The organism is Ignavibacteriota bacterium, assembly GCA_016708125.1.
Lineage (GTDB): Bacteria > Bacteroidota > Ignavibacteria > Ignavibacteriales > Melioribacteraceae.
Window position 1 is genome coordinate 1543090 of the sequence record JADJGF010000001.1, and the last position, 25303, is coordinate 1568392.

The following is a 25303-nucleotide window of genomic DNA, read 5'->3' on the forward strand; positions in this document are numbered from 1 at the left end:
ATTCGTTATTTAACGAATTGAAAAAGGTAATTCTAATGAATTGGAAAGAGCAGTATAAAAGTTTTTTATGGATTTTAGGATTTTTCATATTTGCATACTACATGCCGATAGAAAATGCAAATTTTAAATCTGCATTAAATGAAGCTTTTGTTTTAGCAAAATGGTACGCACAAGAACATGTGCTTTTGTGTTTAGTCCCAGCATTTTTTATTGCCGGAACAATTTCAGTTTTTGTAAGTCAAGCTTCTGTTGTAAAATATTTTGGTGCAAAAGCTAAAAAATGGGTTGCGTATATCGTAGCGGCCGGTTCGGGAACTATACTTGCGGTATGTTCGTGCACAGTTTTGCCTCTTTTTTCAAGTATTCATAAACGCGGTGCTGGATTGGGTCCGGCTGTTGCGTTTTTATATTCTGGACCGGCAATAAATATTCTTGCAATAATATTAACTGCAAGAATTTTAGGATTTGAACTTGGAATTGCTCGTGTAATAGGAGCAGTTTCTTTCAGCATAATTATTGGTTTGATAATGTCATTTATTTATCGAAAGGAAGAAAAGGAAAAAGCATCTGCCCAACTTGCGATGCCGGATGTTCCGGAAGAAAGACCAATTTGGCAAACTGCAGTTCACTTTTTCATACTTGTTGCAATTTTAGTTTTTGTTAATTGGGGAAAATCAGATAACCCAGAAGGCTTCTGGTATTTAATGTTTGCAAATAAATGGTTTATCACAAGTTTATTTGGAGTTGGTTTTACACTTTCGTTGGCATATATAATCAAAGTAAAAAAGCTATTTGTAATTTTTGGAACTGCAATTGTAATTATTTCTGCAATTTTGTTTTATTCAAATCCTTTAATTCCCTTTATAACCGCTGTTATTTCAACTTCTATTATCTTAACTTTTTCTAAAGACGAACCAAATCAATGGCTTGGTGAAAGTTGGGGATTTGCAAAACAAATTATGCCATTACTTGGCGCGGGAGTTTTAGTTGCCGGATTTTTATTGGGTTCGCAAAATAATCCAAATGGAATTATTCCCAATGAATGGATTGCAAAATTGGTAGGCGGAAATTCATTATTTGCAAATTTCTTTGCTTCGGTTACGGGAGCATTTATGTATTTCGCGACATTAACAGAAATTCCAATTGTTCAAGGTTTGTTATTAAGCGGAATGGGAAAAGGTCCAGCATTAGCTTTGTTATTGGCGGGACCGGCTTTATCACTTCCCAATATGCTTGTAATTAGAAGTGTTATGGGAACACAAAAAACAATTGTTTTTGTTTCGCTGGTAATTGTGATGGCAACAATAAGCGGATTTATTTTCGGAGAATTTTTTTAAGAAATAAAAATATATGGAGGAATAATGTTGGATATAAAAATATTAGGAACAGGATGTCCAAATTGTCTTAATCTGGAAAATCTTGTGAAGGAAGTTGTAAAAGAAAATAATATCGAATCAACAATTGAGAAAGTTACAAATCGCGATAAATTTATGGATTACGGAGTGATGATTACACCCGGATTAGTTGTAAACAGAAAAGTTTTATCGAGCGGGAAAATTCCAACAAAATCTACATTAGAACATTGGTTAAAAAATAATATTTAAGATATAATTTAAGAAAGGTAATAATAATGAGCAGCAAGATAAAAATTCTTTTTGTGTGTGTTCACAATAGTGCAAGAAGCCAAATGGCAGAAGCATATTTAAATAAATTTGGTGAAGAATATTTTATAGCAGAAAGTGCAGGATTGGAAGCTGGTATTTTAAATCCTAATGTAGTTGAAGTAATGCATGAAGATGGAATTGATATTTCTAACAATAAAACAAAGATAGTTTTCGATTTATTTAAAGAAGGAAGATTTTATTCATATGTTATACCAGTATGTGATAAAGAAGCTGCGGAAAGATGTCCAATATTCCCAGGTGCAAATCATAGTATACAGTGGAGTTTTAAAGATCTTTCTAAATTAGTAGGTACAAAAGAAGATATTTTAATTGAAACAAGAAAAATTAGAGATGAAATAAAAACTAAGGTAATTGAGTTTATTAAAAAACAACAAAACTAATAAATTTCTATGCTGACTGTAGAATTTCAATATGTAAGTAAATGTCCCAGAGTAAAAGAAATGGCTTCAAACATTAAGACGGCTATCTCTCAATTGGATTTTGAACTTGAATATGTTGAAAATGTTTTGGATGAAGAACACATGAATGTTAAGGGCTTTGGTTGTCCTTCTTTACTTGTAAATGGAAGAGATTTAATGGGAAAAGTTAAGTGCGAAATCGAAGGACCATTATGCAGAGTTTATCCTAAAGGAATGCCGTCAGCTGACGAAATTAAAAAGTTCATAATATGCAATTATTAAAATGAAAGGAAACATATGAGTAGTTTAACAAAAAAACTTTCTTTTTTAGATAGATATTTAACGTTGTGGATTTTTCTCGCAATGTTTTTGGGAGTTTTCTCGGGTTATTTATTTCCGCAGTTCGCGAAATTTTGGGATTCATTCAGCATAGGTACAACTAACATTCCTATTGCAATCGGCTTAATACTAATGATGTACCCACCACTTGCAAAAGTTAAGTATGAAGAATTACCGGATGTTTTCAAAGATGTAAAAGTACTTATACTTTCTCTAATTCAAAATTGGTTAATTGGACCAATATTAATGTTTCTGCTTGCTATAATTTTTCTGCAAGATTTTCCGGAATATATGGCGGGTTTAATTCTAATTGGCTTAGCAAGATGTATTGCAATGGTAATTGTGTGGAACCAATTAGCAAAAGGCAATACGGAATATGCCGCCGGACTTGTGGCATTTAACTCAATATTTCAAGTTTTATTTTTTTCAATATATGCGTATGTGTTTTTAACAATTCTGCCTTCTTGGTTTGGACTTCAAACTTTTGCAGTTAATATTACAATCGGACAGATAGCAGAAAGCGTTTTAATTTATTTGGGAATTCCATTTTTCGGCGGAATGATAACACGATATATTTTGCTGAAAATTAAAAATAAAGAATGGTACGAAAAGAAATTCATTCCTAAAATATCTCCAATAACCTTGATAGCATTGCTGTTTACGATATTTGTAATGTTTTCACTCAAGGGAGAATATATTGTAAAAATTCCTTTTGATGTTGTAAGAATTGCAATTCCGCTAATAATTTATTTTGTAATAATGTTTTTCGTTTCATTTTATATGGGTAAAAAAGTTGGTGCAGATTATTCTAAAACAACAACTTTATCATTTACGGCAGCAAGTAATAATTTTGAATTAGCAATCGCGGTTGCAATAGCAGTATTCGGAATAAACAGCGGAGAAGCATTTGCGGCGGTTATTGGTCCATTAGTAGAAGTACCGGTTTTAATTTCACTTGTGAATGTTGCGCTGTATTTTCAGAAAAAATATTTCAAAGATGAAGTAAAAGAAGGAAATATTAAATCACCAAATGTTTGTTTATAAGGAGACAAAAAATGAATATAAATAAAGATGTAAAACAAATAGTAAAAGAAAAATATGCCTCAATTGCAATTCAAGAAAGTAATTGCGGATGCAGCTGCGGATGCGGTTCGGACCAGAATGAAGTAAATATGATTGGCGATGAATACAAAAATATCGATGGTCATTTTGAAGAAGCTGATTTGGGTTTGGGCTGCGGAATTCCAACAGAATTTGCGGAAATAAAAATTAATGATACTGTGCTTGATCTTGGAAGCGGCGCCGGTAATGATGTATTTATCGCAAGTAAATTGGTTGGTCCTTTTGGTAAAGTAATTGGAGTGGATTTTACCGAAGAAATGATAGAGAAAGCAAATCAAAATAAATCAAAATTAAATTTTACAAATGTTGAATTTCTTTTAGGCGAAATTGAATCTTTGCCGATTGAAAATAATTTTATTGATGTTGTACTAAGCAATTGTGTATTAAATTTAGTTCCGAATAAAGAAAAAGCTTTTTCAGAAATTTATAGAGTTTTAAAACCCGGCGCACATTTTTGTGTTTCGGATATTGTTACCAAAGGAAACTTGCCCGATAAATTAAAAAAATCAGCGGAAATGTATGCCGGCTGTGTTTCGGGTGCAATTCAGCAAAATGAATATTTAGAAATTATTAAGCTAACCGGTTTTGAAAATATTGAAATCAAAAAATCTAAAGTGATTGAATTACCAAATAATATTTTGTCTGAATATTTGAATGAAGATGAAATTCAAACTTTTAGAAAAAGTGAAATTGGAATTTTTAGTATAACTGTTATAGGCAAAAAGCAGAATAAATAATTGAAAATGGAGTTAAAATGGTATCGATAAAAATACTTGGAACCGGATGTAAAAAATGCCAAACACTTGAAAGTAAAGTACGAGAATTAGTTGTTTCAAATAATATTGATGCAGTAGTTGAAAAAGTAACCGATATTCAAGAAATGGTAAATTATGGAATAATGATGACGCCCGGACTTATAATTAATGAACAAGTAAAAAGTTTTGGAATTATTCCCAAAGATGATCAAATACTAACATGGTTAAAGGAGAGTAAATGAAAAAAGTAATATTAGCATTAATGATTTCGAGTTCATTTTATTTTGCGCAAGAAACTACTAAATCAGAATTGACGGAACTTTCAGACTATTTAATAAATTATAATTATCAAGAAGTTGCTGAAATGGGTATAGGAATTGAAGAAATGCTTCAACTTGTTAAAGATAAAAAAGCAGAAGTTATTGATATTAGATTTATTGAAGAAAATAAAACATGGTCGTTTGGATTTATGAAATTAATTCCAATAAATGAATTGCCAAACAGAATTAATGAATTAGATAAAGAAAAAATAATTATTACAGTTTGTCCGCACTCAACAAGATCAGCACTTGCAAGACATTTTCTAACTTTGAAAGGTTTTAAAAGTAAATTTTTATCAGAAGGTTTAACCGGACTTGCAGAATATTTACGTGGTGGCAAAGCAAAGAATTTTTTTAACTCAATTAAATAAAATGGAACAAAATGAAAAATCTAATTTTTGCATTAACAATTCTCTGTTTTTCTTATTCAAGTTTTAACGCACAAAATGAATTAAAAAAAACAAAAGTTACTTTTGTTGAACTTGGCTCGGTGAATTGTATTCCTTGTAAGCAAATGCAGCCGGTAATGAAAGCCATTGAAGAAAAGTTTGGTGAACAAGTAAAAGTTATTTTTTACGATGTCTGGACAGAAAAAGGAAAACCTTATGCATCAAAGTATGGAATTAAATTAATTCCAACACAAGTATTTTTAGATGAAAACGGTAAAGAATTTTTTAGACATGAAGGATTTTATCCGGAAAGTGAAATTGATAAATTATTGTTAAGTAAAGGATTGACACAAAAGAAATAGAATATTTTATGATAGAGCAAATATTTACATTTTTAAGTAATTCACTTTATGAAAATTATTGGATTGCATTATTTGCATCATTTGGTTGGGGAGTTTTATCAATTCTGCTTTCACCATGTCATTTATCAAGTATTCCATTAGTTGTAGGATATATAAGTTCGCAAGGGAAAATATCAATAGGAAGAACATTTAATATCTCATTAATATTCTCCGTTGGTATTTTAATTACAATTGCGTTAATCGGAATTGTAACTGCATCGCTTGGAAGATTAATGGGTGATGTAGGTGTTTACGGAAATTATTTTGTTGCCGCTATTTTTTTCTTAGTCGGATTATATTTATTAGATTTTATAAAAATTGATTGGAATAATTTTGGATTTAAACAAACAAAAACCAAAGGTTTAGTTTCAGCATTAATATTAGGATTACTGTTTGGAATTGCTTTGGGACCGTGTACTTTTGCATATATGGCGCCGGTTTTGGGAATTGTTTTTCAAACAGCACAGACAAATTATTTTCATGCAATATTATTTTTATTAGCGTTCGGAATTGGACATTGTTCGGTGATTGTTGGTGCGGGAACATTAACCGGAAAAGTTCAAAAATATTTGAATTGGTCTGAAGAATCTAAAGCAGTACTTTGGATAAAAAAAGTTTGCGGAGTATTAGTTATTCTTGGCGGTGTTTATTTAGTATTCACAACATTTTAAGAAAGGATTCACTAATTATGTTTGATAGAATTATTAACAACATAAAATTACTTGAACAAAATATTGATACAATAAATGATGAACGAAAACAACTTTTGTTAGAATTTGCAGAATACATTTCAAACAAAATTTCTAACAATGAAGAAGTTAACTTGACTTTTATTTGTACACATAATTCAAGAAGAAGTCATATGAGTCAAATTTGGGCTCAAACGGCAACACACTTTTATAATATTCCAAATATTAAATGTTATTCCGGCGGAACTGAAGCAACAGCTTTTAACCCAAGAGCTGTAAAGGCTATTAAAGAATATGGATTTAAAATTGACAAATTAGATGAATCAGAAAATCCAATTTATTTAGTTCACTTTTCCGAAAATGCAAATCCTTTAAAATGTTTTTCAAAAGTTTATTCAGATTCTTTTAATCCGCAGAAAAATTTTGCAGCAATAATGACTTGCTCAGATGCAGATGAAAATTGTCCCGTTGTATTTGGTGCAGAAAAAAGATTCCCGATTAGATATAATGATCCCAAAGAATTTGATAATACAGATTTAGAAGAAATAAAATATAAAGAACGATTTGAGCAAATTGGAATTGAAATGTTGTTTGTTTTCAAAAATATTAAAGTTGACTAAAATATAATTGATCAATTAATTTTACGGAAATAATTTCGAAATTAATCTTTATTCAATTCAAAAAGGAAAACAATGAACAGCATTTATACAATTCTTTTACTTGCGGCTTCAAATACATTTATGACATTTGCTTGGTATGGTCACTTAAAATTTAAAGAAATTGATGGTTTTAAAAATCTCGGACTTTTTGCTGTAATTTTAATCAGCTGGGGAATTGCATTTTTTGAATATTGTTTTCAAGTTCCGGCAAACAGAATTGGTTACAACGGAAATGGCGGATCTTTTAGTTTGGTAGAATTAAAAGTTTTGCAAGAAGTTATAACGCTGGTTGTATTTACATTCTTTTCACTGATTTTATTTAAAACAGAAACATTTAGAACAAATCATATAATTGGATTTGTATTTTTGGTTTTGGCAGTGTACTTCATTTTTAAAAAGTAATTTCATGAATTAATTGAAAATTTCATTCTCTTAGATAAAAATCACATTTAACTGAATTATTTTATTTGGCTTACTTGTCAGCAAATCCGGCAATTTTACTAATCATTCCGCAAAATTTTCGTAATCATTTGTGTTGTGATTTGAAACACATTATTCATTTTATTACATAATTTCCAATCAAATCAATTAAATTCCTTTCAAAAACGCATATTTCTAAATCTTTATTTGGTACAATAATTGTTGATAATATTTTAACATCAAATGAATTAATATGAAAACACTAAACAAAATTTTTAGATTTGGTAAAATCTTGATAATAATTATCTTGATTTCTGCTTTAAAAATAAATGCACAAACCCAAGTGTTTACGGATAATTTCAGTTCCGGAACAACAAATTGGGTGTTAACCGGAAATTGGGGATTAACAACTTCAAATTATTATTCTGCGTCAAATTCATTGGCTGAAAGTCCAAGTGGTGATTATACAAATATACAAAGTACTTCCGCAACATCCATAAATATTGATTTAAGCAGTTATCAAGGTGCGGAATTTAGTTTTTGGGCAAAATATAATTTAGAAAATGCATTTGATTATGTTTATGTTGAAATTTCTAAAGACGGCGGAACAAGTTTTGTAAAACTAACGGAATTTACCGGAGTTTCATCAACTTGGCAAAAATATACTTTTAATATTGGAACTTTCGCCGGAAATACGAATGTTAAAATTCGTTTTAGATTTTACAGCGATCAATATATTGTTGCTGATGGAATTTACATAGATGATGTTGAAATTTTAGGTTCAACAATTGATAATTCTGCTCCGCTAATTGTACATGATGGACCTCAATTTTATGAAGGAACGCAAAACAATAATATCGTAATTGCAGAAATTACAGATGTTTCCGGAATAAATTCTTCAACTCTATTCTATAATGTTGATGGAGTTGGACCAAATTCAGTTACAGGAATAAACACAAGTGGCAATAATTACTCTTTTACAATTCCCGCACAAAATCCGGGTTCAATGATTTCTTACAAAATTAAAGCTGTTGATAATGCGTCGTCTCCAAATCAGACAGATACTTCAATTGCGACACAATATAAATACATTTCCGGAACTTATTTAGCTTATGATGATGGAATTGTTGATGCCGTTGCAACAACAACCGGAACCGCTGCAGTGGCAGTTAAAATTTCAGTTTCAACAAATATGTACGGAAGATTAGTTTACGCATTAATAAGAAATTACAGAGATTCAAATCTATCAAATTCAAATATGCTTTTTCATGTTTGGAGCAATAATAATGGAGTTCCCGGAACAGATTTAATAACGCCGTTTTCCGTAACTCCGGAAGCAACTTTAGATAATCCATTTCCGTTTACAAGAATTGATTTAAGAAATTATACGGAATTGCATGATTTACAAAATGATTTTTTTATTGGATACACAGTTCCGGTAAACTCGGTTAGTATGGTTGTAAGCAATGTTTCGCATGGAAGATCATATTCATTTAACGGAACAACTTGGAGTGCTTATTCAAAAGATTATGAAATGCGAGCAATAATTTTTGAAAGCTCATCGCCGCTTCCGGTTGAGTTAACTTCATTTTCTGCAAATGTTGAGGGAAATAAAATTCTTCTAAATTGGGAAACAGCAACAGAAGTTAATAATTATGGTTTTGAAATTGAAAAACAGAAGTCGGAAGTTAGTAGTAAAAATTTAGTATGGGAAAAAGTCGGATTTGTTGAAGGCAGCGGAAATAGTAATTCGCCAAAATATTATTTTTATGAAGATCAATCATTAAAAATTGCCGGAAAATATTTTTACCGATTAAAACAAATTGATATTGACGGAAAGTATGAATATTCTGATGAAATTGAAGTAAATATTTCCGCTCCGGAAGAATTTAATTTATCACAAAACTATCCAAATCCGTTTAATCCGGTTACAACAATAAAGTATCAGATTCCGGCACATGACCAGAATGACAATACATCTGCTCTAACGTCTGTACGTCTTAACGTTTTTGACGTTCTTGGAAAAGAAATTTCAACATTAGTTAATGAAAAACAAAACCCCGGGAATTATGAAATTAGTTTTGACGGAAGTAATCTACCGAGTGGCATTTATTTTTATACTCTTCAAATGGGTAGATTAACAAAAACTCAGAGAATGATTTTACTAAAATAAAATTACTATAAACAATTATTCAAGCCAAGACATTACTTCTAATTTACCGGTATTTGGAAATGTTGGAGGAATGTTAAGTAAAAATCTTTCATCAAAAATTACAAATTTTTTATAGCCGCTTGTTAAAGCATCCTGTTTTGTAAGAGCTAAAATCTCTTCTTTTGCGGCAACAACTCCACCTCTCAAATATAAAGTTCCGCTTGGTGGAATTGTACTGTTTTCCATTTTAAATCCACCTTGAGCGCAAAAGATTGAAGCATCTACATGAATATCTTTATCTGCTACATTAGCATCATTATCAGAAATAATTACATTATTTGTAGCTAATAATCCAAGCATATTTTCACAATTATTATTCGGAACATATTTTTCTTTTGTATTATCCCAAACCATTGGGTCATCCGGATAGATCAGATCATCAACTAAATAAATATTTCCGCTTCCGGTTCCTGAACTTTCTCCGCTTCCGACAGTTAATTTACCTTTTAATGTTCCGGACATATAAATATTGCCCTGTTTCAAATATACAACTCCATTAGGAGCAAATTCCGTAAGCTTTAATTTTGTTGGGGAAGAATAAGTTGAACTATCAGAACCGGTACCAACTCTATACTCAACATATCCATCATCAAAAAAGGTAAGCCATAAATCTGTACCTTCAAAGTATGATGAACCGCCATGCCAATCAACTCCATCAATTGCGGCTTCTCTTTCTTTATCGAATTGGTAATTTACAGGAAGAGGAATATCAACGCCGTGTTCAATTCCGCCAAAAAATTTAGGTGAGGCTGTTTTATCCGTAAGATTTAATCCTTTTAAAGTTGTAACTTTTCCCCAAAATACTGCATCGCCGCCAATATTTAATTGTGATTGTGTATGAAATGGTCCCCAAACAGTATCTCCGGTTATAAAAATTTTAGAACTCATATTTCCGGTGTACCAAGCAAATTTAGCATAACTGCTTGGCTGTAGAATAATTTTTACAATATCACTTTCACCGTTGTATTTTCCGGTGGCTTTTATAATTTTGCTGTCAACTAATGTATCAATAATTTCCACGGAAAAATTTCCATCTTGATAATCAATATCATCAAATCCTTTATCCCAATTTTTATCAAAATATAGTTCATTGCATGCTAAGTTTGCGGCACTAACTGCAATATTGTGAGCTTTTGATTTGCTGTAATAATCAAAAACATTATCAGATGATCTTTTGGTAAGATTTAAAAAATTTCTTCCGAATGCGAGAAAGGAAATTGTAAATCCTAAAATTATTAATATTGTACCTTTACCACCCATTTTCTTTCCTTATCTATTCTTAAGATTTCTGGAAGCTAATCTTACTTGTCGCCAAAATGCGCTTGAATATTTTTCGTCATCATTTACTCTATCATATCCGTAAACATCTTCAACTTTAATATTTATTTGCATTGTGTAAATAGCGCTTGGAACTGTTATGGGAAATGATAATTGATTTCCCAAAGCATCATAATAAAACAAATCGAATTGTGTAACTCCTAAATTTGCGCCCATTGGCGTTGAGTTATTTACAACTCTATATAAAATTTTATCGTTTGGATTTGGTGTTTGTGTTAATTCTTGAGCAGAACCCAAATAGTAGTAAATTGTGTCAATAATTCCGTCATTATTTTCGTCGGTTAAAAATCTAATACTATTTAACGATGCATTTAAAACTGATTTTGAAGGATCCGGAATTTTTTCCCAATCTTTGCAATATCCAATTTTTCTAAAATCATTTTCTACTAACTGAACAACTTCAACCAAATTTGATTGTGCAATTGCTTCTCCGCCGTAAACAAAATTGTTTTCCACACTTGCATCGTTTAAACGAAATAAAAGCAAAAGCAAAAATCCACCGACAAGTGTTGAGCCAATTAAATCAATTATTGTTGAGTAACCCATTTTTTACCTAAAATGCCAATAACTAAAAATTGACGAAACAGCAACTGTATCTTGATTTCCATTTTCATCAAGAAGAGATTTGCTTGTAATGTAAACCGTAATTTTTTTATGCCAAGTTGGATATGTAACTGCTTCATCCGGATTATTTGCATTTACATAACTCACTTCACTTATTATTGTAAAATTTGCGCTTGGTATTGAAGTGTTGTTTATTGTTAATCCATCAAAATCATCAAAATCATTATAGTTAGGATATGATTCCGTATAACTTGGACCTAAACTATTTGCATATGTTAAATCATTTGTTGTAGATGCGGCATCAGTTATAGTTTTTTCGTCAAAAGCTTTTCCACTGGCTTCCTCAATTATAGAGGAACCTAAGGATATTGCTAAAATATTTAATTTATTATCAAGCAATGTTGAACTTGTTGAAACAAATCCCGTATTAACTTGCAGAACAATTAAACTTACAAGAACCATTGCTCCTAATGATAAAAATGATTGTCCGGTATTCATAAATTTTCCCCCAATGTAACGGTTCGTTACTCAATTTGTGAGCCAAAAAAACTCATAAAAATGCACGATTTTTGTGTGATGTGTATCAAAATGGTAATAATTACAAGGTAAATTTTACCTATTCAGTAATAAGTGCGATTTTTGAAGCAATAAAAGTTGAGTAATTAAAATATTTTTTTGGAATGAAAATTGTCAAATGAATCATATATTAAAGAGGAAGAAGACAATGAAAACTAAAAAATTATTAAATGTGTTTCTGATTTTTGCTATGGTTTTAATTTTAACAAATTGTGATTCAACAGAAAATAATGAATCCACAGTTACATTAAGTTTTGCAAATAATTCAGCAATTCCCAAAATAGCAGAAAACAATTTTCAAATTCAAGAAGTGAAAATATTATTACGAAATATTAAAATTAAAAATCAAGCTGATGAAGATTCGTTACAAATAAAGACCGGGCCATATGTTGTTAACTTAAACCTAAATGGAAACTTAACGGAATTTGCTGTTTCGGATATTCCCAAAGGAAATTATGATAGAGTTAAGTTTGAAATTCACAAACTCGAGGCTTCGGAAAATCCTCCCGATGCAGTATTTAAAGAAGGAAATGAAGAATCTTTAAGATATTCAATAGTTGTAACAGGTTTGTTAAATGGTGAGCAATTTATTTATAAATCAAAAAAATCCGCAAAACAAGATGTAAAATTAGCAGAAGATATTATTGTTGACGAAAATGAAAATGTGAATTTAACAATTAAAGTTGATGTAAATAGCTGGTTTTATGAAGACGAAAATTTCCTAAATCCAAACGACGCGGGAAATGATGATAAAATTGATAATAACATAAAAAATAATTTTAAAAATGCTTACCGCGATCAAAATAAAGATGGACAAATAGATTAATTTTTTATAAATGTAAAATTTCAAAACCCGCAAATTCTGCGGGTTTTCTGTTTTAAAACTTATTAAATGTTATTCGATGATAAACTGAATAATATTAATTATTAATACCAATTTGTGCTATTTAATAAATGAATAAATTTATAAGAAATATATTTTTTACGGTAACAATTCTATTTTTTGAATTTGCACAAATTTTTGCAGCTCATCAAAATTTTGATAGTTCCTTCGCTTTATCCAAATCAGACAGTTTAAAAAATTTATTATCGCAGCAATCCATTGATACTGTTAAAGTAAATCTGCTTAACGAAATTGCTTGGTATTTGGCTCCAACAAATTTTGATGAGAGTATAAAATATGCTGAAATGGCAAAAAAACTTTCCTTGGAAGTTGGATTTGAAAAAGGAACCGGAGACGCTTATAATAATTTTGGCGAAATTTACAGATTTAAAGGAGATGTAAAATTATCAATAGAAAATTATAATTACGCTTTATCAATTTTTGAAAATATAAAATCGAAAGAAAATATTGCAAGAACAAAAAGTAATATTGGAACTTCGTATTACAATGTTTCCGATTTTACAAACTCATTGGAAAATTTTCAAAGCTCTCTTAAAATTTATCAAAAATTAAATTTGCGTGAAGGAATTGCAGACAACTTAGGCAAAATTGGAATTCTTCTCAGCACTTTTAAAAAATATGAAAGCTCTTTGGAATATTTTAAGAATGCGTTAATAATTTACGAGGAAACTAATAATCTGCCAAATACTGCAATTCAATACGGAAATATTGGATTGACTTATTTCGAATTAAAAGATTATCAGCTTTCAATTTCATTCTACAATAAAGCATTAAATATTTTCAAAAAAATTGAGGATAAATATAATTACTCAATTTATTTGGGAAATATTGGATTGGTTTATGCTGAACTAAATAAATTTTCCGAAGCGTTAATGTATTATAAAAATGCTCTAAAAATTGCCAAAGAAATTAATGACAGTTACGGAATTGCTTATCTTCACGGAAATATTGGCGAACTAAAAATTAAAATTTATAACATAAATAAAAAATTTGCAAGTGGAGAAAAGCTTAGTGAAATCCTTCTTGAAGCAAAAGAAAACTTCATATTATCCGTACTTGGTTTTCGCAAATTGGGAATGATTGATGAAGAAAAAACACAACTTTTGCATTTAGCCGAAGTTCATAAATCTAACGGAAATTACAAATCGGCATTTGAAAATTATTCATTAGCAAAAGATTTGCAAGATAGTTTGAATAATACTTCCAACAAAAAAATGATTGCCGAATTAGAAATTAAACAGCAGCTCGAATCGAAAGAAAGTGAAATTCTACTTTTAAATCAGGAAAATGAAAAGAAAACTCTTATTGCATTTGGTTTATTTGGATTTTTCTTTATCGGATTTTCTACGGCAATTACAATTTATATTTTTTATCGGAAGAAACAGAAACAAAATAAATTACTTGTGGAAACCGAGAAAAATTTACGATCAAAAAAAATTCAATTGGAAATTTATCAAGGTCAACTTGAGCAGCTTGTTTTTGAAAGGACTCAAGAATTAGAAACTGAAATTAAAGAAAGAAAAAAAATTGAAAAGGATTTGGTAATTGCAAAGGAAACCGCCGAAGCTGCAAGTAATTCAAAATCTGTATTTCTTGCAAATATGAGTCACGAACTTAGAACTCCTTTGGTCGGAATTTTAGGTTATTCGGATTTGATGCGCGGAGTGATTAACGATCCGGATTTAATTGAAATGGCAGATGGAATAAATAGAACGGGTAAAAGGCTTCTTTCAACATTAAGTATGGTTTTGGATTTAGCAAGATTAGAATCGGACTTATTGGAAATAAATCTTCAGCCAATTGATATAATTCAAGAAATTAAAGATACTTGTGCAAGTTTTAAGGGTGCGCTTTCAAATAAAAAACTTGGATTTGACATTAACTTACATTCGGATTCATTTATGCTGAATATGGATCAATCGATGTTTAGAGTAATTTTAGAAAATCTAATTAATAATGCATTTAAGTTTACCTCAAAAGGGGAAATAAGAATTTCCACATCAATAGAAAATGATTTTATTGATTCTAAATTTGTGCTAAAAGTTCAAGATAGCGGAATTGGAATTAAGAAGGATAAAATTCCATTAATCTTTAAAGAGTTTAAACAACTTAGCGAAGGATTTACTAAAGATTTTCAAGGAAGTGGCTTGGGTTTGTCAATCACTAAAAAATATATTGAAATGCTTGGCGGAAATATTGATGTGGAAAGTGAATTTGGCAAAGGAACTACTTTTATAATTAGTTTCCCGATTAAGATTCAATACGCTGCGTAAGAAATTCTATCATTTTATTGAAGATTACATTTTTAATTTTAAATCTAAATATACTAGAACTTACTTTTTCTCAAGCTAAAGCTTGAGACTACAAATTATAATGATGGGTAAAAGGTTTCATACAAATTTATTTGAGATAAAAATTCTTTTAAAATAAAACCAAAAAAAAATCTGTTAAGTACTTTTGAAAGCACCTAACAGACTTCTTTGGTTCCCCCCTGAACCTCCGAAATAATTTTATTTAGACTTCATTTTTGAATAACATAATATTTAAAAGTATAGAATTTCAAATTTTATTTTCTTGAATTATTTTCGGTAATTTAAACTTAAACTTTAGTGATTTTAATCACATTTTAGATTGAAAAAAATAGAAGCAAATAAGAAGAATAATTCACAAAATGGCAAAAAAAAATCTGTCGGAATTGCCAACAGATTTTAATTAAGCAAATATTTAATAGAGATTATTTTGTTCTTGTCCAACCGTATCTTGAGAAATGTGGAATTTGTGCTCCGGTAATTTCAAGAAGTCCTTTTTCTAAATCAAACTTTATATTATCATATTTCAAATTTTCCGGTTCTCCGTCCAGATAATCAAATGTAAGATCTTTCAGTTCAAATTCCTTCAAATCAGCATTCATAAATTTCAAATCAAGAATAACCGGTTTATCAAAAGTAAATGGTGAAGGATAAAGTTCAGCTCCCAAAGTTTCCAAATCAAAAATAATATCAAATGTTAAATCACCTTTGTAAGCACTATCTGGAATTGTTAACACGGCATCAAGTTTTAAAATTTTATTTCGTTTGTTTTTAAACATATGTTTTACAAAAATTTTTCCGCCTTTTTCACCATTAACTGATAATGATTGTGAATGTTTTTCCTTAAAAAAAGTAGTATCAACAGTCTCAATAGTAGTATCTCCAACAATTTTTGCTAAAGATAAATTTTCGCTATAAGAATTTGTTGATGGATTAACTATTGAATTATCATCATTGCATGCAATAAATGTAAGCATGATTAAGCTGATAAGTAATAATGTTTTTTTCATTTTAGTTTCCTATTTATTTTAACTTCCTTTCAAAAAATTTTACAATTAAAAATTATTCCCAGTTAGATTCGGTTTTAATCACTTTAAGTTTAGTGATTTGTATCATACGTAATTTTATATGTTAGATTTGTTATTCTTTCTTACGGTTTTTATGCTGGAAAGTGTAAAGAATAAGAGAAAAAAAATTAATATTATGTTTGAGATTGCCACTTGATTTTCAATTTTTTTAGTTAATAATATTTTCGAACGATGGGAAAAATTATTTAGTGATGCAGATCACATTTATAAAAAAATGAATAAATTTAAAATTATACTATATTCTTTTTCGATAATAAAATATTGTTGGAGACTTCTAACATGAACAAATTTCTATTTATAATATTATTTGGTGGATTAATGAATTTAAATGCTGAAGGTAATACTAAAACCGATGATGAACTTTTTAACCGAGCAGTTGAGTTAAGTAAAAAACTTTTAATAATTGATACACATATTGATATTCCGTACAGATTAAAACATCATTGGGAAGATATTTCTGTTAAAACTAACAGCGGACATTTTGATTATGAGCGCGCAACTCAAGGCGGATTGAATGCTGCGTTTATGTCAATTTACATTCCCGCAGATTTGGGTGAATCTAATGAAGCTTTTGAACTTGCCGATACTTTAATTGATATGGTTGAATATCTGACAAAAACTTATCCAAATAAATTTGCAATTGCTGTTTCAACGGAAGATATAAAAAATCAATTTGGAAAAGGAATTATTTCATTTCCAATGGGAATGGAAAATGGAAGTGCGTTAAACAGAAGTTTTGAAAAGTTAAAACATTTTTATGATAGAGGAATTAGGTACATAACTTTAACGCACTCAAAATCAAATCACATTTGTGATTCTTCTTATGATCCAAACAAACGCTGGAAAGGTTTAAGTCCGTTTGGAAAATCTTTAATTCCCGAAATGAATAAACTCGGAATTATGGTTGATATTTCACACGTTTCCGATGATGCATTTTATCAAGCTGTAGAAATTTCTAAAGTTCCGGTAATTGCAACACATTCTTCTTGCAGATTTTACACTCCAAATTTTGAAAGAAATATGAGTGATGAAATGATAAAAAAATTAGCGGAAAAAGGCGGAGTAATTCAAATTACATTTGGATCATATTTTATAAGCGGAGATTTTAATAGAAAATCTGAAGAAATTGAAAAATATTTAAATGATCATAATCTTTCAAGAGGAAGTGAGGAAGGGAAAAATTATGTTGATAATTATTTGAAAGATGATCCAATGAAACCCGGAACTGTTAAAGATGTTGCAGATCATATTGATCATGTTGTAAAATTAGTAGGAATTGATCATGTCGGTTTGGGTTCGGATTTTGAAGGAGTAAACACACTTCCGGAAAATTTAAAAGATGCTTCATATTATCCTTATATAATTTACGAGTTACTAAAGAAAAATTATTCGGAAAGTGATATTGAAAAAATTTGTTCCGGAAATATGTTAAGAGTTTGGAAGCAGACAGAAGATTTTGCAAAATCTTTAAAATAAAAAATCCGGAAAAATTTATTTAATAATTCCGGATTTTAAATTTCGTAGATCGGTTCACAATTCAGCATGTTAGTGATTGTGGTTTATTTTCTCACTTTACTTTTTTCTTAGAAGATATTGCTTGTTTGTTAAAGTCAATTGCGAGGTTTAACCAGTAGCCAAAGTCAGCTTGTGATTTCATTCCACTTTCGTCAATCATAACATACCCTTTCATAGGTCGTTTTGTAAAGTCCATAGTTCTACAACCTATTTTTTCTACACTTTCTTCATGTAACGCAGGATCTATACGACACATTAACTCATCTTTTAATATCCCGACACACATTTTGTCGTTATACATAAAGGTTAGCCCACCCATCATTTTTTTTTCAATAACATTGGGTAAGTCTGAAAGTTTCTGCCTAATTCTATTTGCCAACTGTTCGTTATATGCCATAAAATTATTTCATTGAATGTAGTGCAACTCTGTTTCCTTCGGTGTCAATAAAATGTGCCATAAAACCGTTTTCCCCAATGGAAGTTTTTGGCATTAATATTTTTCCGCCGGATTGTTCAACTTTGTTTAAAGATAAGCTCAAATCTTCTCCGCCATTTAAGTAAACAACGGTACCTTTTTCAGAAGGTTCAAAGCCTTCGCCTTGTGCAAGTCCGCCGCCAACTCCACCATTTTGCATATCCGCCGGCAGCATACCATATTTCCCGCCCGGAAAAGGCATTTCTATAATTTCTGCCCCTAAAATTGTTTCATAAAATTTTTTTGCTCTTGTGAAATCTGTTACTGGGATTTCAAACCAATTAATAGCGTTTGTCATTCTTTTACTTTCTTTGTTTAAGTTTAAAATTAATGTTGTTAACCTTAATTTTGACCCATCTGCATCCATGGATTTGTATCGGTATTCCAAGTATCAGCTTTAATTAATAAAGTTCCATCTGCTTGAACTTCATAAATTGTAATATATTTTCCTTGATCTTTAAAAACTCCGCCGGGCATTTGCGGCATATCCATAGAAAAACTATAAGTTCCAACATCAACAACTAAATTTCCGTTTTGCCAAATATCAGTCGAAGTTAAAACAAAATTTTCCATTTTCATTGCATTTTGTTTTTCCATTTCCGCTTGTTTAATTATTGCAGCTTTTCCTCTTAACATTGGCTGATAACTCGGCAAAGAAATGCAATCTTCTTTATACATATTTGTTGTTAGTTCGTAATTGCCTTCCATTACGGCTTTAGCCATTGTGTTATTTAAGGAATTAATTTCAGATTTTAGCTCCTCACCTGAAAATTGTTTAACAATATTTTGCTGACTGCATCCCCAAAGAAAACCAACAACTAATAAAATTATAACCAATTTTTTTAGCATTTGATTCCTCCTTTTTTATGATTTTTATTTTATTGCAAGATTTGATATTAAAATATAAAACTTTTTGAAAGAGAGCAAATTATTTTATAACTATAAAATAAAATGGTTAAGAAGGTACTTTTATCTAATCTAAATTTCTAAAAGCTTATATCTAAAATCTTTAATTTTATCTGTTATCTAAAAGCAGAACAAATTCACCCTTCAGATTTTTTTCAGTAATAATTTTCAGAATTTTGGATGCAGAATTTCTAAAGATTTGTTCGTCTTCCATTGTGAGATTAAAAGCCAAAACAATTTTTTGATTTGCACCAAAATTTGAAATGACATCGGTGAGAATTCTTTTTAAACGATATGGAGTTTCTAAAATGATAATTAATTCATGCAGCTTTTTTAATTTAAGAAATTCATTTTTTCTAATATCACTTTTGGGTGAGAGCCAGCCGTAATAATAAAATTTTTCAATATCCAATCCCGATGAAACCAAAGCGGGTATTAGAGAATTTGCTCCCGGAAGAGGAACAATTTTAATTTTATTTAAAATACATAACTCAACTAAATAATGTCCGGGGTCAGAAAATAAGGGAGTTCCACCATCAGAAATTAAAGCGGCTGATTTTCCCCCTTCAATTAATTTAGAAATAACTTCATCTGCAATTTCTCTTTCATTGTGTTCGTTTAGTGAAATTAATTCTTTGGATATTTTGAAATATACAAGTAAACGATTTGCCGGTTTTAGCTCTTCGCAGAAAATAATATCGACTTCATTTAAAACTTTTAATGCGCGTAAAGTGATATCTTCATAATTACCTATTGGAGTTGGAGTTATGTAAAGTATTGGCTGCATAAATTTTTTTAGTAGTCGCAAGCTTCAGCTTGCGCAATTACCATAAGCCGCAACTTGAAAGTTGCGGCTACTTCAATATAAAATATTTAATTAATTTCTTTCTAGTAAATTTTTTACTTTTACCAAGAGTTCATCAAGTTTAACATTAATTCTTTCACCGGTTGAACGAACTTTTACTTCAACTTGATTTTCTTTTAATCCGCGCTCGCCAACGATTATTTGCAAAGGCATTCCTAATAAATCTGCATCGCTGAATTTAAATCCGGCTTGAACATTATTTCTATCATCAAAAATAACTTCAATATTTTCTTCATTCAGTTGCTTAAATAATTTTTCACATGCATTCACAACTTCATCTTTTTTCATATTTAATCCAATCAAATGTACATCGAAAGGATTTAAAGGCTTTTTCCAAATAATTCCGTTCTCGTCATTATTTTGCTCAATGTAGCAAGCTAAAACTCTATCCAAACCAATTCCGTAACTTCCCATAATTAAGGGATTTTCTTTACCGGTTTCATCCAAAAACTTTGCATCTAATCCAACAGAATATTTTGTTCCAAGTTTAAAAATATGTCCGAGTTCAATTGCTTTAAAAACTTCAATTGGTTTTGAACATTTTGGACATGGTTCGCCGGAGGCAACTAATCGTAAATCAAAATATTCAATTAGAGGAACATCGCGCTGCAAATCAATTCCGCCCAAGTGATAATCATTTTTATTTGCACCGCTGAAAAGATTGTTTTCATTCTTCAATCTTAAATCTGCAATAATTTTGTGCTTAAAATCTATTGGTCCAATTGATCCGGCATCAGCTCCGGAAATTTCTTTTAATTCATCGGGATGTGCGGGACGAACGTCACCGCCCAATATTGTTTGAAGTTTTGTTTCGTTAACTTCATCATTTCCGTTCATTAAAACTAAGATGGGATTATTATTAAAAATATAAATTCTTGATTTTGCAGTTTCAGATTCACTAATATTTAAGAAAGTACAAAGTTCATCTATTGATTTTACATTTGGTGTGCTTATTTCATAAATATCTTTGCTGGTTTCATGCCTATGAATATTGGGTAATGTAGATGTTGAAACTTCTGCATTTGCGGCATAACCGCAACTGCTGCAATAAGCAACGTAATCTTCGCCCGCATCAGATTTAACCATAAATTCTTCTGATTTGCTTCCGCCCATTGCTCCACTTGATGCACCGACCACAAAATAATTTAATCCGCATCTATCAAAAATTTTTCTGTAAGCTTTATCATGCAATCCATAGGAAACATCCAATCCTTCGTTTGATGAATCAAACGAGTAAGCATCTTTCATTAAAAACTGTCTTCCTCTAATTATGCCGCTTCGCGGTCTTGCTTCGTTTCTAAATTTTGTTTGAATCTGATACCAAATTTGCGGCAAATCTTTATAAGATTTTAAAACCCCTTTAGCGTGAAATGTCATTATTTCTTCGTGGGTTGGAGCCAAAACGTAATCTCTGTTTTTTATGTGAAAGAGTGTATCGCCAAAAGCTTCAACTCTATTTGTTGCTTCCCAAATTTCTTTTGGATTTAAAGCCGGAAGATGAAATTCTTGTCCGCCGATTGCATCCATTTCTTCGCGAATAATTTCGGCAATTTTTTTCATAACTTTGTAACCAAGCGGAAGGTATGAATAAATTCCCGCGGATAGCATTCTTACCATTCCGCTTCGTACTAATAAAATGTGACTCTTAATTACTGCGTCACTTGGATTTTCTTTTAATGTTGGAATAAATGCGTTGCTAAGTCTCATGGTTTTTAAAGTTTGTTGGAAAATGATTTGTAAAAATAAGAAATGAAGTCTGCAATTAAAAAATAAATTTACACCTTACATTAAACTTACAAACCTAGAATATTCTTTAAGTAAAATTTATGTTTAATTTATTAATTTGATAACCATAGTTATAATTTTTGAGTTTGTAATTAATGAATATTAGTAATCATCTTTTTTTAAAAGCCGCCAAATCTGTTTTAGAGGAATATAAAAGTTCATTAAATGCAGAAGATATATATAATACTGCAAGTGAAAAAAAACTTCTAAATAGTAAAGGAAAGACACCCGTAAATACAATGCGAGCAAGACTAGCTGAGGAAATCAGAACCAATGGTGTGAATTCTATTTTTATAAGAGTTGGACCAAATAAGTTTGGTTTAAGAGTTTGGATAGACAATGATAATATACATGAGTATAAAACCAGATCATTTTTAGATAGTCAAAAAGACGAAACATTAATTACAATACCACGTGAAAAATTTGGAAGTTTACTTAATACTTTTGGTTTTAATTCGAACTTTAAAAGATCGATTAAAATCGTAGATAATAAGAATAATTGGGAAATTATAAAAAGATCTGAAGCTGATAGAAAACTTAATTTAAAACAGATAGTAACTTATGTTATTTTGAAAAACTTTGAAGATAAATATTTGGTTTTTAAAAGAGGACATTATACAAAACTGAGAGGACAATTAGCTAACTTGCTATGTATAGGATTTGGTGGCCATTTAGAGATAAAGGATGAAAATTTATTTGAAAACATTATTATTTCTTGTGCTAGAAGAGAAATAAACGAAGAACTTAAAAGCATATATATTAATAATCTAAAAATTATTGGAATTATTAATGATGAGTCTTCAACGTTAGGTATAAAACATATAGCATTTGTTATGACAGGAGAGTTGCCACAAAATTTTGATGTTAAAAATTGGTCCACTGAAAAATCAATTAACAAACTAGAATTAGTTACAGAAAAAGAACTTTGGAAAAATTTTCATGAACTTGAGTTTTGGTCTATGTTAGTTGCAAGAAAACTAATAAAAATACCAAGAGGCACAGAATCAATAATTATTAATCTTCAAAAGAAAATAACTAAAAATGTGCCTCTCATTATAGTTGGATCAATTAGCAGTGGTAAAAGCGAAATTTGCAAATATTTACATGATATATACAATATTGCTATTATATCAAGTAGTAAATTAATATCAGAGCTATTAAATTTGCCAACTTTTGATGAAGCTGATAGAGAAAATTTTCAGGATAAAACAGATAGTTTTGTTAAATCAATAAAAGGGCTGAATGAGTTTGTTAATGCAATATATTTTGAAACAAATAAATTCAAAGATAGAATTTTTATAGTAGAAGGACTAAGAAATATTACTGTATATGAAAAGTTAGTTAAAAAAATTGGGAAACATACATTATTATATATTGATACCCCAAAAGATAAAGGATTTGAATTCTTTAAAAATCGACTTGGATTTAACACAACTGTCGAAGAATACAGAAAACGTTTAGAACATAATGTTGAAAAAGAAGTGAAAATGTTTAAACGAAAGGCAGATGTAATTATTTTTAATGGAGGTTCCAAGAACTCACTATTTAAAGCAATAGATAATTGGTGGAAATTAAATGTTGAAATATAAATATCAAGAAGAGTATGAAAATAGTAATTGTTTTTGGGGAAAAGTTCCTGCCAAATATGTAAAAGAGTTGTGCTCGTTGTTAGACTATAATTTAGAAAATTTTAATATACTTGATTTAGGAGCAGGCGAAGGAAAGAATGCAGTTTATTTAGCTCAATATGGTGCAAAAATAATTGCAGTTGACATTTCCGATCTTGCATTATCCAGATTTGAACAGCAACCAAATTATAGTAAAGTTAATCTGAGCATAACTAAGTTCATACAAGATATTAGGAAAATTTCTTTTGATGAAAGTACTTTTGATATCGTTGTTGCTTATGGAATATTACATTGCCTTAGTACAAAGTTAGAAATAATAAATTATATTAAAAAAATTAAAAATTGGATAAAACCAGGTGGATATTTCGTGGGAGCAACTTTTACAAATCAAATTCCAGTACCTGAATTTCAAAATTACCTTGAGGAAAAAGCATTAGTGCAAGTTGGCCTAATACAAGGATTATTTTCTGATTGGCAAATAATTCAAGTAATCGATGATATAATAACAGAAGTTCACCCTACATCTAAAATAGAACATCAGCATTCAATTGTGAGAATTATAGCGAGAAAAATATGAGTGAAAATACTTCAATTTTTATCTCTGAAATTAAAGCAATATATAGTGAAAAGAGACTCGTGCCATTTATTGGTGCAGGTTTTTCAAAACCTTTAGGCTTACCCTCATGGAAAGAGTTGATTGATGAAATCGCCCTAGAGCTGGGTTTTAGAAAAGAACTTTTTTATTTACATGGAACACTGCAACAATTGGCTGAATATTTAAAAATAACAAATAGAAAAAAGTATGATGAATTTAAAATGAAGATGTACAAAGAATTTGAAACAACTGAAATTGTTGAAAGACGTAAATCTTCAATAACTCATAAAGCACTTGCAAATTTAGACTTAAATTTGATTTACACCACAAATTATGATAGTCATATTGAAGGTTGCTTAATGGATAACTGTAAAAATCCAGTTATAAAAGCTTCTCTTGATGATTTTATTGATAAAAAAAATAGTGGAAATTGTGAAGTAATTAAATTTCATGGTACGCTTAATCAAACAGATTCTATTGTTTTAACTGAAAGCGAATATTTTGAACGTATGTCTCTTGATTCTCCTGTCGATCAAAAATTGAGAGCTGACATTCTAAGTAATAGTTTTCTTTTTATGGGCTATAGTTTTCAAGATCCAAATATTAGATATATCTGGTACAAGCTTTATTCATTATTACTTGCAAAGGGAAAATATCAAAAAAAATTGAGGCCTTCATATTTTGTTTCGTTCGGTGCAGGTCATGTACAGCCAAGTTTATTAGAACAATGGAATATAAACGTAATTGAACTTGATCCTTCAAATATTCTTGAGAGTTTAGCTGAATTTTTGAATAAAATAAAAGAGTAAAATATGAAGATATATTTTAATACAATAAACAATACAAAAAAGAAAGAAATAGACGAAATTTTTAAGCCTTGTCAATGTGACATTAAATTTCTGAGTTACGAAATTTATGAATTGCTCTCTGAAAACTTAGAAAAAGTAATTGAAAATAAAGCCCTTCAAGCTTACAAAGAAGCAAAGGTACCAATTGTAGTGGAACATGGTGCATTAGAAATTGAATATCTTAATAAATTCCCTGGGGCTTTATCTAAACCTATGTGGGATTTATTGGATGAAAAGATATGTACATTGATTCCTAAAGATGCTTCAAGAAAGGCATTTGCTTGTTCTGCAGTAGCTTATTGCGATGGTAAACAGATTTATAAATTTATTGAACGCACAGAAGGTGAAATCTCATCTCAAAAACTTGGAAATGGTGGATTTCAGTGGGATCCAATATTTATCCCAAATGGACAGAATAAGACATATGCCGAGATGACACAAACTGATAAATTACAGTACTCTCAAGCAAAAAAAGCTTATGATCAATTAAAGAAACACCTTCACCTATAAAATTGAAA

29 protein-coding genes are annotated in these 25303 nt (G+C 29.9%); 20 read left to right on the forward strand and 9 right to left on the reverse strand.

Features of this window, described 5'->3' with window-relative positions; genetic code table 11:
• Positions 1-35: 35 nt before the first annotated feature.
• The 13 genes from IPH62_06960 (at position 36) to IPH62_07020 (ending at position 9350) form a co-directional block, all read left to right on the forward strand.
• Positions 36-1337, forward strand: a complete 1302-nt coding sequence (locus IPH62_06960) for a permease (protein ID MBK7105004.1) — start codon at positions 36-38, stop codon at positions 1335-1337.
• 24 nt (positions 1338-1361) lie between these two features.
• Positions 1362-1604 (forward strand): TM0996/MTH895 family glutaredoxin-like protein, encoded by a 243-nt coding sequence (locus IPH62_06965; GenBank protein MBK7105005.1) that lies wholly within the window; start codon positions 1362-1364, stop codon positions 1602-1604.
• A gap of 26 nt (positions 1605-1630) precedes the next feature.
• Positions 1631-2065, forward strand: a complete 435-nt coding sequence (locus IPH62_06970; GenBank protein ID MBK7105006.1) for an arsenate reductase ArsC — start codon at positions 1631-1633, stop codon at positions 2063-2065.
• A 9-nt stretch (positions 2066-2074) separates the two neighbouring features.
• Positions 2075-2365, forward strand: coding sequence for a DUF2703 domain-containing protein (locus IPH62_06975; GenBank protein ID MBK7105007.1), 291 nt, complete (start codon positions 2075-2077; stop codon positions 2363-2365).
• Between the two features lie 15 nt (positions 2366-2380).
• Entirely contained in the window at positions 2381-3466 is a 1086-nt protein-coding gene (gene arsB / locus IPH62_06980; protein MBK7105008.1) for an ACR3 family arsenite efflux transporter, read from the forward strand.
• 11 nt (positions 3467-3477) lie between these two features.
• Positions 3478-4281, forward strand: coding sequence for an arsenite methyltransferase (gene arsM / locus IPH62_06985; GenBank protein MBK7105009.1), 804 nt, complete (start codon positions 3478-3480; stop codon positions 4279-4281).
• A gap of 17 nt (positions 4282-4298) precedes the next feature.
• The gene (locus tag IPH62_06990; protein MBK7105010.1) at positions 4299-4541 is read left to right on the forward strand and encodes a TM0996/MTH895 family glutaredoxin-like protein; all 243 of its coding nucleotides are present in this window, start codon (positions 4299-4301) and stop codon (positions 4539-4541) included.
• Complete coding sequence (locus IPH62_06995; protein MBK7105011.1) at positions 4538-4990, forward strand: rhodanese-like domain-containing protein; 453 nt, start codon at positions 4538-4540, stop codon at positions 4988-4990. Before IPH62_06990 ends, IPH62_06995 begins: the two co-directional genes overlap by 4 nt.
• An 11-nt stretch (positions 4991-5001) precedes the next feature.
• Positions 5002-5370 (forward strand): thioredoxin family protein, encoded by a 369-nt coding sequence (locus IPH62_07000; GenBank protein ID MBK7105012.1) that lies wholly within the window; start codon positions 5002-5004, stop codon positions 5368-5370.
• A gap of 8 nt (positions 5371-5378) precedes the next feature.
• On the forward strand, positions 5379-6080 hold the full coding sequence (locus IPH62_07005; protein ID MBK7105013.1) for a cytochrome C biogenesis protein: 702 nt from the start codon (positions 5379-5381) through the stop codon (positions 6078-6080).
• Positions 6081-6097: 17 nt separating this feature from the next.
• Positions 6098-6718 carry a protein-tyrosine-phosphatase gene (locus IPH62_07010; protein ID MBK7105014.1) on the forward strand — a complete coding sequence of 207 codons (621 nt, stop codon included), beginning with the start codon at positions 6098-6100 and terminating at the stop codon, positions 6716-6718.
• Between the two features lie 72 nt (positions 6719-6790).
• The gene (locus IPH62_07015) at positions 6791-7159 is read left to right on the forward strand and encodes a DMT family protein (GenBank protein MBK7105015.1); all 369 of its coding nucleotides are present in this window, start codon (positions 6791-6793) and stop codon (positions 7157-7159) included.
• Positions 7160-7430: 271 nt separating this feature from the next.
• Positions 7431-9350: a T9SS type A sorting domain-containing protein gene (locus tag IPH62_07020; protein ID MBK7105016.1), complete on the forward strand. Its 1920-nt coding sequence runs from the start codon at positions 7431-7433 to the stop codon at positions 9348-9350.
• Between the two features lie 15 nt (positions 9351-9365).
• Here IPH62_07020 and IPH62_07025 read toward each other — a convergent pair whose 3' ends face one another.
• The 3 genes from IPH62_07025 to IPH62_07035 are packed head-to-tail and all read right to left on the reverse strand — an operon-like array spanning position 9366 to position 11789.
• On the reverse strand, positions 9366-10649 hold the full coding sequence (locus tag IPH62_07025) for a hypothetical protein (protein ID MBK7105017.1): 1284 nt from the start codon (positions 10647-10649) through the stop codon (positions 9366-9368).
• Between the two features lie 9 nt (positions 10650-10658).
• Positions 10659-11273 (reverse strand): hypothetical protein, encoded by a 615-nt coding sequence (locus tag IPH62_07030; protein ID MBK7105018.1) that lies wholly within the window; start codon positions 11271-11273, stop codon positions 10659-10661.
• Positions 11274-11276: 3 nt separating this feature from the next.
• On the reverse strand, positions 11277-11789 hold the full coding sequence (locus IPH62_07035; protein ID MBK7105019.1) for a hypothetical protein: 513 nt from the start codon (positions 11787-11789) through the stop codon (positions 11277-11279).
• Between the two features lie 226 nt (positions 11790-12015).
• Here IPH62_07035 and IPH62_07040 point away from each other — a divergent pair, with 226 nt between their 5' ends.
• Positions 12016-12693, forward strand: coding sequence for a hypothetical protein (locus IPH62_07040; GenBank protein MBK7105020.1), 678 nt, complete (start codon positions 12016-12018; stop codon positions 12691-12693).
• 128 nt (positions 12694-12821) lie between these two features.
• Complete coding sequence (locus IPH62_07045) at positions 12822-15044, forward strand: tetratricopeptide repeat protein (protein ID MBK7105021.1); 2223 nt, start codon at positions 12822-12824, stop codon at positions 15042-15044.
• Positions 15045-15505: 461 nt separating this feature from the next.
• Here IPH62_07045 and IPH62_07050 read toward each other — a convergent pair whose 3' ends face one another.
• Positions 15506-16090 carry a hypothetical protein gene (locus IPH62_07050; protein MBK7105022.1) on the reverse strand — a complete coding sequence of 195 codons (585 nt, stop codon included), beginning with the start codon at positions 16088-16090 and terminating at the stop codon, positions 15506-15508.
• A 357-nt stretch (positions 16091-16447) separates the two neighbouring features.
• On the opposite strand from IPH62_07050, the gene IPH62_07055 reads away from it, so the two are divergent.
• Positions 16448-17644 (forward strand): dipeptidase, encoded by a 1197-nt coding sequence (locus tag IPH62_07055; protein MBK7105023.1) that lies wholly within the window; start codon positions 16448-16450, stop codon positions 17642-17644.
• A 91-nt stretch (positions 17645-17735) separates the two neighbouring features.
• Here IPH62_07055 and IPH62_07060 read toward each other — a convergent pair whose 3' ends face one another.
• The 5 genes from IPH62_07060 to IPH62_07080 all read right to left on the reverse strand — a co-directional run bounded on the left by IPH62_07060 (position 17736) and on the right by IPH62_07080 (position 21636).
• Positions 17736-18080 carry a TfoX/Sxy family protein gene (locus tag IPH62_07060; protein ID MBK7105024.1) on the reverse strand — a complete coding sequence of 115 codons (345 nt, stop codon included), beginning with the start codon at positions 18078-18080 and terminating at the stop codon, positions 17736-17738.
• A gap of 4 nt (positions 18081-18084) precedes the next feature.
• Entirely contained in the window at positions 18085-18456 is a 372-nt protein-coding gene (locus IPH62_07065) for a VOC family protein (GenBank protein MBK7105025.1), read from the reverse strand.
• A 44-nt stretch (positions 18457-18500) separates the two neighbouring features.
• Positions 18501-19007 carry a DUF4440 domain-containing protein gene (locus IPH62_07070; GenBank protein ID MBK7105026.1) on the reverse strand — a complete coding sequence of 169 codons (507 nt, stop codon included), beginning with the start codon at positions 19005-19007 and terminating at the stop codon, positions 18501-18503.
• A gap of 166 nt (positions 19008-19173) precedes the next feature.
• Positions 19174-19851: a 16S rRNA (cytidine(1402)-2'-O)-methyltransferase gene (gene rsmI / locus IPH62_07075; protein ID MBK7105027.1), complete on the reverse strand. Its 678-nt coding sequence runs from the start codon at positions 19849-19851 to the stop codon at positions 19174-19176.
• A gap of 90 nt (positions 19852-19941) precedes the next feature.
• On the reverse strand, positions 19942-21636 hold the full coding sequence (locus tag IPH62_07080) for a proline--tRNA ligase (GenBank protein ID MBK7105028.1): 1695 nt from the start codon (positions 21634-21636) through the stop codon (positions 19942-19944).
• Positions 21637-21809: 173 nt separating this feature from the next.
• On the opposite strand from IPH62_07080, the gene IPH62_07085 reads away from it, so the two are divergent.
• Genes IPH62_07085 through IPH62_07100 form a run of 4 tightly spaced genes read left to right on the forward strand, consistent with a single transcriptional unit; the run spans position 21810 to position 25295 of the window.
• Complete coding sequence (locus IPH62_07085; protein MBK7105029.1) at positions 21810-23303, forward strand: hypothetical protein; 1494 nt, start codon at positions 21810-21812, stop codon at positions 23301-23303.
• Positions 23290-23919 (forward strand): class I SAM-dependent methyltransferase, encoded by a 630-nt coding sequence (locus IPH62_07090; protein ID MBK7105030.1) that lies wholly within the window; start codon positions 23290-23292, stop codon positions 23917-23919. Before IPH62_07085 ends, IPH62_07090 begins: the two co-directional genes overlap by 14 nt.
• Positions 23916-24746, forward strand: coding sequence for an SIR2 family protein (locus IPH62_07095; protein ID MBK7105031.1), 831 nt, complete (start codon positions 23916-23918; stop codon positions 24744-24746). Before IPH62_07090 ends, IPH62_07095 begins: the two co-directional genes overlap by 4 nt.
• A 3-nt stretch (positions 24747-24749) precedes the next feature.
• Positions 24750-25295 (forward strand): hypothetical protein, encoded by a 546-nt coding sequence (locus tag IPH62_07100; protein MBK7105032.1) that lies wholly within the window; start codon positions 24750-24752, stop codon positions 25293-25295.
• The last annotated feature ends 8 nt before the right edge of the window (positions 25296-25303 follow it).

Coding starts and splice junctions, on each gene's coding strand:
- IPH62_06960 (MBK7105004.1), top strand. CDS start 36: ATGAATTGGAAAGAGCAGTATAAAAGTTTTTTATGGATTTTAGGATTT.
- IPH62_06965 (MBK7105005.1), top strand. CDS start 1,362: ATGTTGGATATAAAAATATTAGGAACAGGATGTCCAAATTGTCTTAAT.
- IPH62_06970 (MBK7105006.1), top strand. CDS start 1,631: ATGAGCAGCAAGATAAAAATTCTTTTTGTGTGTGTTCACAATAGTGCA.
- IPH62_06975 (MBK7105007.1), top strand. CDS start 2,075: ATGCTGACTGTAGAATTTCAATATGTAAGTAAATGTCCCAGAGTAAAA.
- arsB (MBK7105008.1), top strand. CDS start 2,381: ATGAGTAGTTTAACAAAAAAACTTTCTTTTTTAGATAGATATTTAACG.
- arsM (MBK7105009.1), top strand. CDS start 3,478: ATGAATATAAATAAAGATGTAAAACAAATAGTAAAAGAAAAATATGCC.
- IPH62_06990 (MBK7105010.1), top strand. CDS start 4,299: ATGGTATCGATAAAAATACTTGGAACCGGATGTAAAAAATGCCAAACA.
- IPH62_06995 (MBK7105011.1), top strand. CDS start 4,538: ATGAAAAAAGTAATATTAGCATTAATGATTTCGAGTTCATTTTATTTT.
- IPH62_07000 (MBK7105012.1), top strand. CDS start 5,002: ATGAAAAATCTAATTTTTGCATTAACAATTCTCTGTTTTTCTTATTCA.
- IPH62_07005 (MBK7105013.1), top strand. CDS start 5,379: ATGATAGAGCAAATATTTACATTTTTAAGTAATTCACTTTATGAAAAT.
- IPH62_07010 (MBK7105014.1), top strand. CDS start 6,098: ATGTTTGATAGAATTATTAACAACATAAAATTACTTGAACAAAATATT.
- IPH62_07015 (MBK7105015.1), top strand. CDS start 6,791: ATGAACAGCATTTATACAATTCTTTTACTTGCGGCTTCAAATACATTT.
- IPH62_07020 (MBK7105016.1), top strand. CDS start 7,431: ATGAAAACACTAAACAAAATTTTTAGATTTGGTAAAATCTTGATAATA.
- IPH62_07025 (MBK7105017.1), bottom strand. CDS start 10,649: ATGGGTGGTAAAGGTACAATATTAATAATTTTAGGATTTACAATTTCC.
- IPH62_07030 (MBK7105018.1), bottom strand. CDS start 11,273: ATGGGTTACTCAACAATAATTGATTTAATTGGCTCAACACTTGTCGGT.
- IPH62_07035 (MBK7105019.1), bottom strand. CDS start 11,789: ATGAATACCGGACAATCATTTTTATCATTAGGAGCAATGGTTCTTGTA.
- IPH62_07040 (MBK7105020.1), top strand. CDS start 12,016: ATGAAAACTAAAAAATTATTAAATGTGTTTCTGATTTTTGCTATGGTT.
- IPH62_07045 (MBK7105021.1), top strand. CDS start 12,822: ATGAATAAATTTATAAGAAATATATTTTTTACGGTAACAATTCTATTT.
- IPH62_07050 (MBK7105022.1), bottom strand. CDS start 16,090: ATGAAAAAAACATTATTACTTATCAGCTTAATCATGCTTACATTTATT.
- IPH62_07055 (MBK7105023.1), top strand. CDS start 16,448: ATGAACAAATTTCTATTTATAATATTATTTGGTGGATTAATGAATTTA.
- IPH62_07060 (MBK7105024.1), bottom strand. CDS start 18,080: ATGGCATATAACGAACAGTTGGCAAATAGAATTAGGCAGAAACTTTCA.
- IPH62_07065 (MBK7105025.1), bottom strand. CDS start 18,456: ATGACAAACGCTATTAATTGGTTTGAAATCCCAGTAACAGATTTCACA.
- IPH62_07070 (MBK7105026.1), bottom strand. CDS start 19,007: ATGCTAAAAAAATTGGTTATAATTTTATTAGTTGTTGGTTTTCTTTGG.
- rsmI (MBK7105027.1), bottom strand. CDS start 19,851: ATGCAGCCAATACTTTACATAACTCCAACTCCAATAGGTAATTATGAA.
- IPH62_07080 (MBK7105028.1), bottom strand. CDS start 21,636: ATGAGACTTAGCAACGCATTTATTCCAACATTAAAAGAAAATCCAAGT.
- IPH62_07085 (MBK7105029.1), top strand. CDS start 21,810: ATGAATATTAGTAATCATCTTTTTTTAAAAGCCGCCAAATCTGTTTTA.
- IPH62_07090 (MBK7105030.1), top strand. CDS start 23,290: ATGTTGAAATATAAATATCAAGAAGAGTATGAAAATAGTAATTGTTTT.
- IPH62_07095 (MBK7105031.1), top strand. CDS start 23,916: ATGAGTGAAAATACTTCAATTTTTATCTCTGAAATTAAAGCAATATAT.
- IPH62_07100 (MBK7105032.1), top strand. CDS start 24,750: ATGAAGATATATTTTAATACAATAAACAATACAAAAAAGAAAGAAATA.